Source organism: Prochlorococcus sp. MIT2309 (genome assembly GCF_059772305.1).
This window is the reverse complement of sequence record NZ_CM186282.1, coordinates 128385-140419: the sequence shown is the minus strand read 5'-3', so window position 1 is coordinate 140419 and position 12035 is coordinate 128385. Positions and strand designations below refer to the sequence as shown.

Here is a 12035-nt window from a genome sequence, read left to right as displayed (position 1 = left end):
TTATTTTGAGAAAAGAAAACTGTTGGGAATTAATACCGTTTATTAGAAAGTAATCTGAGTTTAAGATTAAAAGCTAAAACAATAATGTTTTTAATAGATAAATGCCTCAATTTAGGCAAAATAGGAGAAGAGCAATTTTTAGTTTATGCAATACAAAAATGTAAAAGGCGGTGAATTAGAAACCTGTAATTGCAACCCAATTACAGGTTGGTACCGAGATGGATCATGCAAGACTGATCCATCGGATTTTGGAATGCATACAGTTTGTGCAGTTATGACCGAACGTTTTTTGACTTACAGCAAAGCACAAGGTAATGACTTAACAACACCTATGCCACAATTTGAGTTCCCTGGGTTACAGCCAGGGGATAAATGGTGTTTATGTGCATCACGTTGGAAAGAGGCATACGAAGATGGAATGGCCCCTTTAGTAAATTTAGATGCCACAGAGATAAGTACATTAGAGCTTATTGATCTATCCATTCTTTCAAAATTTTCTTACAAAAATAATAATGAATAATCTTAATAGTCTTAAAAAATATAAGGACTACTGGGAAGGGAAGGAAAACATACCAGGCAATTCAACCTGGGATAGAAAAAAAATTTTAAAAATTACACTTTTTAGATATTCTCTTGAGAAAATTATCAACCTTGGTTTTACAAATCATTCAATCACACTTCAATCCGAACAATTTATTGTAAGGGTAAGAATCCCAAGGAACTACAAGGAGATTAAAAATATAGAAGAAAAAATTATACAAGCTTTGGGTATTAATAAAGATTGGATAATTAAGGCAATGATAGTTAATTCAAATTGTAAATCATCGAACTGGTAAGAGTTAAATTGCATTTTTTATGTAGCTAAGAGACTCCGTTAGGAATATTAGTTCTTGAAAGCATTTAAAAAAAGTATTTACTAAAATTCATTGGATTGCATTAATTCTCATGATCTCAGATAAAAGTGAGCTTCCAGAAATAGAAGAACTACTTGAACTTGAAAAAAAAGCCCGAGTAGAGAGTTCTGGAATTTCTTACGATGATCTAATCGGTTGTTGGAAATTTCACTCTGTTTGGAGCCAAGGGGATAATAAGCAACAATCAATTCCAAGTACTCTTTTACAAGTTTTTTCTGCAAGGCTTGAATTAAATAATCAAGATAATGATGAAAAAAAGGATAAATTTATAATGGTTAATTCTATACAATTTGGTCTTTTAAAAATAATTTTTAATGGTTTTGGTATTTTAGAAAGGAAGCAGCCACTATTGATTTTCTACTTTAGTAATATTAAATTAGAATTCTCCTCTTTTACACTATTTTCAAAAAAATTAGAAATACCCGAGGAAAAAAGAAGGCCATTTTTTGCTCTTATTGCAACTGGTGGAGCTAATAAGAGATGGTTATCCGCAAGAGGGAAAGGAGGGGGATTAGCCCTTTGGTTAAAAGATTAATATCATAAAATAAGTAATAAAAATATTTAGCAAAACTTTCTAAGAAAGTAAATTATTTTCGTTATTTTTTATTTTCCTGAGATTTCTCTTGGCAAATAACCAAACTAACAAAGATAGGGTCCATATCCCTCCGAGTAAGAAAAAGAAGTAGTTATTATCAAGATATGATATGCTCAAAAAATTCTTTGATAACGGGTATAAACCAAAAATAACTGCCAAGATACCAATCAAGTACCAAAAGATAGGCCTAGAATTACTCATCTTATTTTTCCACTTTTATTGATTGAATACCAAAATCATCCTTTGAAAGGGCAAAAAAAGTAAGCCCAATTAAAAAGAACATAAATATAGAAAATACTGGAAGCATAGAAAATTTAAAAATCAAATTTAAATTAATATTATTATTAATTTATTTAAATGAGGAGATTTTCAATAAAAAGAAATATGAATGTAGATTTTCTTAGGAATTGACAAATCTTTTTTTACAAATGAAGGTAAAAAAAACCCAACTAAAATTATATTTTGTTTTTTCTCATAGGTCAGTAACTAAGGTTTAGTAATTAAAGCTAGTTATATTTATAGAACCAATAATTACAATGCCATTTCACTAATAAGAAAAATATTACCTATTTGTGAATATAAACTTTATTTAATAAGGCTTTTAAATAGGACCTTTTCATAAAATAATTTATCCAAATAATGCGTTGGAAATGAAATGGTATAAATTTTTTAGATTAGTTAGATATAAAGAAAATAGGAGCCACCTTGCCGTGAGAACCTCTGCGTTCGACCTGGTAATACCAGAGGGGGATTCAAAGTGGGGCTTCGTTTCCAGAAAAACTGGTATACGTTACCTTCACGACAGTCTCCCCAAGTCGAAAGAGAGTCAGATCAGAGCACAAAAAGGCCTACACCAACAAGGTAGCTTTTAACAATTTAGACCAAAATAGTCAGTTTATGGGCCAAATTTTTCTTATTTTTTCTTTAAGTGCCATCGCTTCATCTCTTCGAGAGGAATGATCTTCGCCATTAAGAAGAAATGTTACGTGGCCCATTTTTCTTCCAACTTTTTCCTCTTGCTTCTCATACCAGTGAACATTTGCACCTTCAATACTTGATATGTCACCCAATCTTTTATTAATAGTTGAATACTTATTGGAAGGTAGCCCTAATAAATTAACCATTAAAGCGCCCTTAGAAATAAGTTCTGGAGAAGGAACATCTAAACCCGCTGCGATGCAAACTTGTTGATCAAATTGACTGCTATTACAGGCCTCTATTGAGAAATGACCTGAATTATGAGTTCTCGGAGCAATCTCATTTACCATTAGTCCCTGATCTCCAAAGAAAAATTCAATAGCCAAAACTCCATAATAATTAAGCTCAGTCATTATCGAAGAAATAACATTTTGAGCCATTAATTCAATGCTATGAGTTACATTGGCTGGTGATAAAGCCCAATCACAAACTTGATTTTTCTGACTTGTTTCGATCAAAGGGAAAGACCTTATTTTTCCCGAAAAATCTCTGCTAGCAATTAAAGAATATTCTTTTTTATAATTAACCCAGTTCTCTAAAAACCAATTTTCATTATCAACACTGTTAATTAAATTTTTAAGTGCACTGAAATCTTTAATGATCTTGGTTCCTTTGCCGTCATAACCTCCCTTTGAAGCTTTTGCCATAAGTGGAAAACTCCAGCCATCTGGCAATTTTTGATCGTTAGAATCCAATATTGAAAGTCTCATCCAATCTGGGCCGAGAATATTTAATTTTCTAAGTAATTTTCTCTGTGAAATTTTATCAATTAATGGCATAAGAGATATAAGATTTGGAACAAAAGAGGTTCCCTGCTCTTCAAGTAAACGCAAAGAGTCAATTTCAATCCACTCATTCTCAAATGTTATAGTTTTACAAATTTTGGACAATTCTCTAGTTGCCTCAAAATCCTTTTGATCTTTTTCTATAACTTTTTTTGCTTTGATTGCAGCTGGATCGGACTTTGAAAAAGTTTGAATTGCAACCTCTATTCCTCTCTTTTGACCGGCCTCAACTAACATCTGAGCTAATTGACCTCCACCAACCACTCCTACCATTGTATTTTTAGTATCACTTGAAGGAGAATATTCAATGGTCATCTTGAGATATTTATTTGAGAGAATGACTTCTAAGCAATCTATATTAAATTATTGCATATAAGGTAAGTGCAACATGTGACTCAGGAAAGCCTATCTTTATATCAAAATATCTCCAGTAAATCATCTAATTAAGTCAACCGAAATAAAAAATTCTGCTTTAAAGTTAATATATAAGTTAAAATCACCTGAGACTAAACAAACCATTGCAAATGAATAAACCCCGAATTATTTCAGTAAACTTATCCAATAATCCTTATGAAATAGTCATAGGTGGAGATGGTATTAATGGGATTGGGAAAGAATTGATGAAAATGAAAGTAAAAAGTTCCACAAAGATATTACTAATAACTAATAAAATAGTAAATGATTTATATGCTAATTCACTTATAAAATCCTTAAAAGAATTTGACTATAAAGTACAAACATTAGTTATAGAAGAAGGCGAAGAAAATAAAAATCTAAGAACCATAGAAAAAATTCATGATGCTGCTTATAGTTACAAACTTGAAAGAGGTTCTCTAATAATTGCTCTTGGTGGGGGGGTAGTTGGAGATATATCAGGGTTTGCTGCAGCAACTTGGCTAAGGGGGATATCTTTTATTCAAATTCCAACAACATTGTTAGCAATGGTTGATGCCTCAATTGGTGGAAAAACTGGAGTTAATCATCCTGGTGGTAAAAACCTGATTGGAGCCTTTCACCAACCAAAATTAGTTCTTATAGATCCCAAAACCCTCCTATCGCTTCCAAAAAAAGAATTCAAAGCTGGCATGGCTGAGGTAATAAAATACGCAGTTATTGGAGACGAAATTCTATTTGAATTACTAGAGAAATCAGATGGCATTGATAGTTTAGAAAATCTCGGCATAGAATTGGTTGAAGAATTAATTGAACGCTCAGCTTTAACTAAAGCGAAAGTTGTTATTGCTGATGAGAAAGAAGGGGGATTGAGAGCAACATTGAATTATGGGCACACTTTCGGTCATGTTGTTGAAAACCTCTGCGGTTATGGGAAATTCCTCCATGGAGAAGCCGTATCCATTGGGATGGCAGCTGTCGGGGAGTTAGCGTTAATAAAAGGTAAATGGACAGTCAAAGACGCAAAAAGGCAAAAGGATTTATTAAAAAAAGCAGGTTTACCAGTTGATTGGCCTGAATTGAATTTTTCGGATGTAACATCAACACTTGAAAGTGATAAAAAAGTAAAAGACAGTAAGGTGAGATTTATACTTCCGACACGCATTGGAGCCGTTGAGATATCAAATGAAATTACAAAGACTGATATCTTAAAATGCCTTACTAGTATTAGTAAAAATTAAGCTGAAGGTTCATTTAGAAAAATAGTATTGATCTGTTTATCTGAAGTACAGATATTTGAATTATTAATTCCAAAAGCAATCCATTTAAAACCACCAAGATTAGAGGGGTCAACTAATCTCAATAATGTTTCCCTTTTATTAAGTGCAATACTTAAATCCTTAGCTTCAAATTTTTGTAGTGAATGTAATTTTTCAGCCAATCCCAAGGCTAATAGCGCCTCCCCTTGTGAAGTTTTACCTTGAAATTCCCAGCCGTATTTATGAGCAAAATATTTCATATGATCAAAGCATAAATGTGCTGTTATATCGCAATCGCCAGGGTTATTTAAGACATTTTTATACGAAATATTGTTTTTATAGGCTAGGATTGTTCCTTCAGATCTAACAGAATTATAAAACTTATCGGCGTCTAAAGAATAATCAACTATTAACATCATTCCCTTTTTAATAATCCTAGATGTTTTTTCAAACCAATTACCATAATCACATTGTATTTCAGAATTCCAACCGTCTTTAATACCTGACGGTGGTATATTTATTTGAATAAAATTTTTCATCTCAAAAATTGATTTTTTAAGTTTATCTGACAAATCTAATTCAGAAAATTTAATCATATAATTATTATTTTTTTTAATTAATTCTATTCCTTGTCTATAAAGCTTATTTTTTTTATAAATAACTCTCTCAACTGGTAAAGCATCTAAAATTTCATGTGCAATAACTACCCCAATTCCCGGCATGAAAGAAGCTTCTTTATATGTTTTCCAGCTAATTCTTTTTAAATCTATATTTTTAAGGTTAACACTCTGAATTCTTCTCATACCTTCATTTGGTTCTATCAAAACTAATTGAAGTTTATTAATTAGATGAGGGGCTTCTTTAGAAATACAGCGAACTAAATCTCTAGCCAAATGCCCCTCTCCTGGACCTATGTCAATTAGATTTATTAATTGATTATCAACTGAATTTTCAATTAATTGATTAAACCAATCGATTATTTGAATGGACAATAGCTCAGCGAAATCGCTGCCAAGCGAAGGAGAAGTAACAAAATCTCCATCGATTCCTATTTTCAACTTCCCAGCAGAGTATGCACCAAAAACAGGATCATTAAGACACCAGTCCATAAATTGATGGAAGCTAATTGAGCCGCCCTTGTCCCTGATACGATTTGAGAGCCACTCAGGGCTTATCGCGCTATAGCGATCCATTCGAGAGAATAATCTTGGTTTTTTACAAGAAAATGAGATCTCAACGCACAATAAAAGTTTTTTCAGGGATTTTGGCTTTTTTGATTTCTTTGGTAATCACAACTCCAGCAATTGCAGCAAATAATCCGGAGTTACTACCAAGCTATCAAACTCCTGTAATTGACCTGGCAAGAACATTAAGTCCAACGCAAAAGGAAACTTTAGAGAAATCACTTAATGAATACCAAGAAGAGTCAGGGTGGAAAATCAGATTTTTATCTCAATATGAAAAAACTCCGGGTTTGGCCGTCAAGGAATATTGGGACCTTGATGAAACAAGCCTTCTTATAATTGCTGATCCACGTGGTGGAAACCTTCTTAATTTCAATGTAGGTGATGCATATTTTGCACTAATGCCCAGAATTTTTTGGGTGGAATTGCAAACAAGATTTGGAAATCAATTTTACGTAAGAGATCATGGGGAGGACGGTGCTGTGCTCGATGCAATAGCTTCTGTCAAAACATGCCTAGACAGAGGGGGGTGCGAAGTTGTTCCAGGGCTTCCTCAAGAGCAATGGATATGGACTCTTGCAACATCTCTTCTTGGTGGACTAATTGCTGGTTTTGCCTCTGCACCTAGAAAAGAGGGGCAGATAATAGCTTGGGGGTGGCTTCTACTTCTTTCTCCTTTATGGATCATCCTTTTTGGAGTCTTTGGAATAGCTCCAATAGTAACCAGAACAAGCGAAATACTCCCCCTAATGAGGAATGGAGTCGGGTTCCTCGCATCAGCAGTAATTGGTTATGTCATAGCCCAAAAAACATTAATGAAAAAAACTAATACTGATGAATAAAAATATAAGTAATTCCAACTAAAGAATTTATTCATACCTTTTGAACAAAACATCCTCATAAGCAATTCGAGCATCGTCTGCGTACCATCTATGCGATGCAAAAACCAATTGGTTTTTTTCAAACTCTACCCAAGAGAAATGTCCCAAATAATTTCCTTTAGAATCTATGCCTCTTCTCGGAACACAAGCCGAATTCATATAAGCAGTACCCCATGAATCAAATAAAAAAGTTTGCCTTTGCCCATTTTCTCTCCTTAGCTGATGATGAGTATGACCAAAAACGACTAATTCTGGTTTTTTTATTTTTCTCAGAGTATCGATCGCGCATGAGAGATCTTTGTCACCCCAATCAATAGAGGGTTTTTTCCAGTCCCGTCCGCAAATACTCTTAGCTTCTGATCCCAATCCAGAGGGACCTGAATGGGCCAAAATAATTAAGGGATAGTCTCTCGAAGCTTTTTTCCCCGCTAAAACTATTTTGTCAATTGATTGCTGCAAAGAAACTGGTCCAAAGACCGATTGAACCTCTCTTGAAATATAAAATCCACCTCCTGCACTACAAGGCCGGGCACCAACAACAGAAAATGATGGATTTGTCCAACGGTGTAATTTCCAAGAGCAGTCAGTTTTTCCAAGTATTTCCAATTGTTTTTTTAACACAGACCCAGTACGGTCTCGGCCATGATCATGATTACCAAGTATTACTGATTTGTTAATAGGAATTTTTTTTATTGTTCTAGTGATAGAGAGATCTCCGTCACTGAGATCTCCAACAAAGAGAACACCGTTAGGATTTGATTTAACTAGCACATATTCATCAACCTCACTCCATGCCCCATGAAGATCACCAGCAATAGCGAGACTAAAATTTGACAGCCCCAAATTTGATGCAACCCCTATAATGCCTAAATTAGCTTAAAGAAAACTGATTACCGCCTACGAGACGGTTTTGCCCTCAACTCAAGAGAGGCAAAAATTAATTGACGAAATTGCGAAACTCTGTAGAGATCGCAATGCGGTAATTCTTGCTCACTATTATCAAGAACCTCACATACAAGACATAGCTGACTTTATAGGAGACTCTCTGGAACTCTCTAGGAAAGCAGCTTCAACTCAAGCAGATGTAATTGTTTTCTGTGGAGTTCATTTTATGGGAGAAACTGCAAAAATACTTTGTCCCAACAAAACTGTTCTAATTCCAGATATTGATGCTGGCTGCAGTCTCTCTGATGATTGTCCCCCAGATGAATTCAAGCTGTTTAAACAGAGGCATCCTGATCACTTTGTTGTCAGTTATATAAACTGCTCGGCAGCTGTTAAAGCTCAAAGTGATTTAATTTGTACTAGCAGTAATGCTGTTGATTTAGTCAGAAAACTTCCAAAAGAAAAACCTATATTATTCGCACCTGATCAAAATTTAGGCCGATGGGTGCAACGTAATAGTGGGAGGGATTTGACTCTATGGCCAGGGAGATGCTCCGTACATGAAGCCTTTAGTGAAGAAGCCTTATTAAAACTAAAATTAAAACATCAAGAAGCAGACATTATTGCTCACCCTGAATGTCAGCCAAATATTTTAGAATTTGCTGACTATATAGGTTCAACTAGTAAGCTTCTAAAGTATACAAAAGAAAGCAAAAAATCTGAATTTATAGTAATTACTGAACCTGGTATTATCCATCAAATGAGATTATCAGATCCGAATAAATTATATCTAGATGTTCCAGGAATTGATGGTTGTGGATGCAACGAATGCCCCTACATGAGACTTAACACCCTTGAAAAAGTTCTGGATTGTTTAAAATATATGAAACCCGAAATAGAATTAGATTCAGAGGTGATAAAGAAAGCCTATACCCCTATCAATCTTATGTTAGAAATGAGTTAATTACTGATAGTTAAAATAAGAAATCATCCAAAATGAAAAGTAATTTATTTTTAGTTGTTCTTGGTGGGAGAACAAAACAAAGTCACGTAGAATTACATGATGTGAGATGGGTAATTGGGCATAAAATAGAAGATACCTTTCAGAAATTAAGAGATGAGTGGTTTGGTGAACAATCTGGATTGCATATTGATAGTTATGTGAAAATTAATTACATAGATGGCTACATAATCGAAGTAATAAATAAATCTGATAAAAAATTAAAAGCTAATAAAGGAAATTCTCTTTGGTTTGTAAATTTAGGAGGATATGACCCAAATAATCTTGCAGAACTCCATCAATTTGGATTATTTATAGCTAAATGCTCCAAAGAAGCCAAGAAAAAAGCAAAAGAAAAATGGCTGAAGAACATTATCAAAAAACACCATGATGATTACTCAAGAATTGAAAGTTCGCCGAATATTGATGATTGCCATAATATTAAATTTGATGATCATTGGGAAATTAAATTAATTCCTGATAAAGAAACTTATGCTACTGAACTCAAACCTGACTGGTTCGGATACATGAGAATTGATAATGCATAGAAGAAATTTAATTAATAATTTTTAAAGCCAATTCATAGTTACTAATTCTTGGATTATAAGTTGTTTTTTTACTTTTTATCAGGAATTTTTTTAATAAGATTTTCTCAGCTGCAACATATTGAATATCTTTATTAGTACCCAGATCTCTGCTTGTAAAACCCTTTATTTGTTTAGGGAATTTAACTAATAGATCTGGCATAAGACCATATTTATTAATGTCGATTCCAGCGGGTGTCAAATACTTTGCAATAGTTACTGTTAAGCCTGAACCATCTGAAAGAGCCCTTACAGATTGAACTAGACCTTTACCAAATGTCTTTTCCCCAACGAGGAGACCGCGCTGATTATCTCTTATCGCACCAGAAAGGATCTCACTTGCACTTGCGGAACCTTGATTAACAATTAAAACAACTGGCTTATTAGTAAGAGCTCTTCCCCTCGCCATTCGAACATCATTTATACCATCTTTAGTTTGTGTACTCACTATTTTACCTTTATCAATCCATTGTCTCGCTATTTCAATGCTCGCTTCTAGCAAACCGCCTGGATTGCCTCTTAGATCTAAAACATATCCCCTAACATTTTTGTCTTCTAAATTCTTAATTGAATTTTCCATCTCTTTAGCAGCATTTGCGTTGAATTGTTTTAATCTTATGTAACCAATATTAATACCTAAATCAGTTTTATTTACCATACTAATTACTGTATTTATTTCAATTTTTTCTCTTATAAGAATTAACTCTAAAAGTTTACTTTCTCTTAATAAGCCTATTTTTACTTTAGTATTTTTGGGGCCTCTTATCATTTTAACTGCATCATTAATATTCATACCATTTGTTGTTTTTCCATCAATAGATACAATTATATCCTTAGGTAGAACACCTGCTTTTGATGCTGGCGAACCATCAATTGGTGATACAACAATGATTTTATTAGTTATTGGGTCAGAGGTAATTTGAATTCCAACCCCCATCAATTCACCTGAAGTATCAATTCTCATTTCCTTGAATTCACTTGGTGTCAGGAAACGTGTGTAGGGATCATTCAATTTTGAAAGCATTTCCCTTATTGCTAGATAAGAATCCTCAGTGTCTGCATATTTATTGGAAAGGATCATTTTTCGCAGCTTAATCCATTCATCAGAATTGAAATCTCCCGAAGAATCTAAATACTCTCTATATATAATTTGCCATACCTCATCAATGACCTCTTTAGGATTGTTTCTGATAATTGAACTATTACTACTTTCAATTGCTATTGATGGTAATGAAAAGATAATAAGATAAGAAGATAAATGAAGTAATTTAAAAAAATTTTTTTTTAAATTAGCCCTTTTATCTAAAATATTTCTTATTGAAAAAATATTAAAATTATTCATCTACGGATCAACCCATTTGCCATCCTCTTTAATTAAATCTACTAACGCTTGCACACCCTCATCTTCTGGGACTCTCTTGATTTCGTCCCTATTTCTATACAAAGCAATAGTTCCTTTACCTTTGCCAACATAACCATAATCAGCATCAGCCATCTCGCCGGGACCATTAACGATACAACCCATCACTGCGATATCTAGGCCAGTGAGATGACTTGTTGCCTCTCTTACTTTCGCAACAACTTCCTCAAGATTAAATAGAGTCCTCCCACAGCTAGGACAACTTATATATTCAACCATTGTTTTTCTTAAACCAACTGCTTGCAATATTGAATAACAAACAGGTATTTCTTTCTCTGGAGCTTCTGTTAACGAAACCCGAATAGTATCTCCTATGCCCTCAGATAATAAAGTCCCAATACCAGCGGTACTTTTTATTCTGCCGTAATCTCCATCACCTGCTTCAGTAACCCCTAAATGAAGAGGATAGTTAAACCCTTCTTTATCCATTGTGTCTGCCATCATTCTATACGCAGCCAGCATCACAGGAGGCCTTGAGGCTTTCATTGAAATAACAATATTGTGGAAATCTAAGGAATCGCAAATCCTTACAAATTCCATAGCAGATTCAACCATTCCAAGGGGCGTATCACCATAAGCAAATAACATCCTCTCTGCTAAAGAACCATGGTTTACTCCTATTCTCAAAGCCTTATTTTGCGCTTTTAAAGTATCAACAATGGGCTCAAATTTTTGAACTATTTTATCTTTTATGGCATTAATTTCTTCTTTACTGAACTCAGTCCTATTAGGGTCTGGTCTTTCAAACACAAATAGGCCTGGATTTATTCTAACTTTATCAACATGCTTTGCGACTTCAAGCGCAATCTTCATTCCGTTGTGATGAACATCTGCAACTAAAGGGACGGGCATGTAGGTTTGATGCAATCTATTTTTTATTTCTCCTACGGCCTTTGCACTTGCAAGAGTAGGGACAGTAACACGAACAATTTCGCAACCTATCTCATGTAATCGACGTATTGCATCAGTAGATCCATCTATATCCATGGTATCTTCATTAATCATTGACTGAACCCGCACCGGATGCTCGCTACCCATTGCAATATCTCCAACCATTACGGTGCGTGTCTCTCTTCGCAAAATTTGAGTGCTATAGCGTCTCGTGAGAGATTCTTGAACCAAATTTTGACTAGCTGTAGCTGTCATAAATTGTCAGT

Annotated in this window: 12 protein-coding genes and 1 other RNA gene; 7 read left to right on the top strand and 6 right to left on the bottom strand. The window is 34.1% G+C overall.

The genetic code is table 11. The features are described from left to right. Positions 1-145 precede the first annotated feature (145 nt). The 3 genes from AC6EJA_RS00720 (at position 146) to AC6EJA_RS00710 (ending at position 1449) form a co-directional block, all read left to right on the top strand. Complete coding sequence (locus AC6EJA_RS00720) at positions 146-520, top strand: DUF2237 family protein (protein WP_498502619.1); 375 nt, start codon at positions 146-148, stop codon at positions 518-520. Beyond that, positions 513-836, top strand: a complete 324-nt coding sequence (locus AC6EJA_RS00715) for a hypothetical protein (protein ID WP_498502618.1) — start codon at positions 513-515, stop codon at positions 834-836. Before AC6EJA_RS00720 ends, AC6EJA_RS00715 begins: the two co-directional genes overlap by 8 nt. 109 nt (positions 837-945) lie before the next feature. Beyond that, the gene (locus AC6EJA_RS00710) at positions 946-1449 is read left to right on the top strand and encodes a hypothetical protein (protein ID WP_498502617.1); all 504 of its coding nucleotides are present in this window, start codon (positions 946-948) and stop codon (positions 1447-1449) included. Positions 1450-2202: 753 nt separating this feature from the next. Here the strand turns inward: AC6EJA_RS00710 and ssrS are convergent. Together ssrS and AC6EJA_RS00700 are read right to left on the bottom strand one after the other, a co-directional pair. Next, positions 2203-2380: non-coding RNA, 6S RNA (gene ssrS, locus AC6EJA_RS00705), on the bottom strand. A 19-nt stretch (positions 2381-2399) separates the two neighbouring features. Continuing rightward, on the bottom strand, positions 2400-3587 hold the full coding sequence (locus AC6EJA_RS00700; RefSeq protein WP_498502616.1) for a 5-(carboxyamino)imidazole ribonucleotide synthase: 1188 nt from the start codon (positions 3585-3587) through the stop codon (positions 2400-2402). 209 nt (positions 3588-3796) lie between these two features. On the opposite strand from AC6EJA_RS00700, the gene aroB reads away from it, so the two are divergent. Further along, positions 3797-4906 (top strand): 3-dehydroquinate synthase, encoded by a 1110-nt coding sequence (aroB, locus tag AC6EJA_RS00695; RefSeq protein ID WP_498502615.1) that lies wholly within the window; start codon positions 3797-3799, stop codon positions 4904-4906. Here aroB and AC6EJA_RS00690 read toward each other — a convergent pair. Continuing rightward, entirely contained in the window at positions 4903-6117 is a 1215-nt protein-coding gene (locus AC6EJA_RS00690) for a class I SAM-dependent methyltransferase (protein WP_498502614.1), read from the bottom strand. The genes aroB and AC6EJA_RS00690 overlap by 4 nt on opposite strands. A gap of 32 nt (positions 6118-6149) precedes the next feature. Here AC6EJA_RS00690 and AC6EJA_RS00685 point away from each other — a divergent pair, with 32 nt between their 5' ends. Then, the gene (locus AC6EJA_RS00685; protein WP_498502613.1) at positions 6150-6950 is read left to right on the top strand and encodes a TPM domain-containing protein; all 801 of its coding nucleotides are present in this window, start codon (positions 6150-6152) and stop codon (positions 6948-6950) included. A gap of 27 nt (positions 6951-6977) precedes the next feature. Here AC6EJA_RS00685 and AC6EJA_RS00680 read toward each other — a convergent pair whose 3' ends face one another. Then, positions 6978-7832: a TIGR04168 family protein gene (locus tag AC6EJA_RS00680; protein WP_498502612.1), complete on the bottom strand. Its 855-nt coding sequence runs from the start codon at positions 7830-7832 to the stop codon at positions 6978-6980. Positions 7833-7899: 67 nt separating this feature from the next. On the opposite strand from AC6EJA_RS00680, the gene nadA reads away from it, so the two are divergent. Together nadA and AC6EJA_RS00670 are read left to right on the top strand one after the other, a co-directional pair. Then, positions 7900-8838 (top strand): quinolinate synthase NadA, encoded by a 939-nt coding sequence (nadA, locus tag AC6EJA_RS00675; RefSeq protein ID WP_498502611.1) that lies wholly within the window; start codon positions 7900-7902, stop codon positions 8836-8838. A gap of 32 nt (positions 8839-8870) precedes the next feature. Then, positions 8871-9422: a DUF1543 domain-containing protein gene (locus tag AC6EJA_RS00670; protein WP_498502610.1), complete on the top strand. Its 552-nt coding sequence runs from the start codon at positions 8871-8873 to the stop codon at positions 9420-9422. A 7-nt stretch (positions 9423-9429) separates the two neighbouring features. Here the strand turns inward: AC6EJA_RS00670 and AC6EJA_RS00665 are convergent, their stop codons facing one another. Both AC6EJA_RS00665 and ispG read right to left on the bottom strand, forming a co-directional pair. Beyond that, positions 9430-10800 (bottom strand): S41 family peptidase, encoded by a 1371-nt coding sequence (locus AC6EJA_RS00665; protein WP_498502609.1) that lies wholly within the window; start codon positions 10798-10800, stop codon positions 9430-9432. Then, on the bottom strand, positions 10801-12024 hold the full coding sequence (ispG, locus tag AC6EJA_RS00660; RefSeq protein WP_498502608.1) for a (E)-4-hydroxy-3-methylbut-2-enyl-diphosphate synthase: 1224 nt from the start codon (positions 12022-12024) through the stop codon (positions 10801-10803). Positions 12025-12035: the final 11 nt, after the last annotated feature.

What these genes read in the sequence shown, in the direction of transcription:
- AC6EJA_RS00665 (WP_498502609.1), bottom strand. Translation starts at nt 10,800, where the DNA reads ATGAATAATTTTAATATTTTTTCAATAAGAAATATTTTAGATAAAAGG.
- ispG (WP_498502608.1), bottom strand. Translation starts at nt 12,024, where the DNA reads ATGACAGCTACAGCTAGTCAAAATTTGGTTCAAGAATCTCTCACGAGA.
- AC6EJA_RS00715 (WP_498502618.1), top strand. Translation starts at nt 513, where the DNA reads ATGAATAATCTTAATAGTCTTAAAAAATATAAGGACTACTGGGAAGGG.
- AC6EJA_RS00670 (WP_498502610.1), top strand. Translation starts at nt 8,871, where the DNA reads ATGAAAAGTAATTTATTTTTAGTTGTTCTTGGTGGGAGAACAAAACAA.
- AC6EJA_RS00700 (WP_498502616.1), bottom strand. Translation starts at nt 3,587, where the DNA reads ATGACCATTGAATATTCTCCTTCAAGTGATACTAAAAATACAATGGTA.
- AC6EJA_RS00710 (WP_498502617.1), top strand. Translation starts at nt 946, where the DNA reads ATGATCTCAGATAAAAGTGAGCTTCCAGAAATAGAAGAACTACTTGAA.
- AC6EJA_RS00690 (WP_498502614.1), bottom strand. Translation starts at nt 6,117, where the DNA reads ATGGATCGCTATAGCGCGATAAGCCCTGAGTGGCTCTCAAATCGTATC.
- AC6EJA_RS00685 (WP_498502613.1), top strand. Translation starts at nt 6,150, where the DNA reads ATGAGATCTCAACGCACAATAAAAGTTTTTTCAGGGATTTTGGCTTTT.
- aroB (WP_498502615.1), top strand. Translation starts at nt 3,797, where the DNA reads ATGAATAAACCCCGAATTATTTCAGTAAACTTATCCAATAATCCTTAT.
- AC6EJA_RS00720 (WP_498502619.1), top strand. Translation starts at nt 146, where the DNA reads ATGCAATACAAAAATGTAAAAGGCGGTGAATTAGAAACCTGTAATTGC.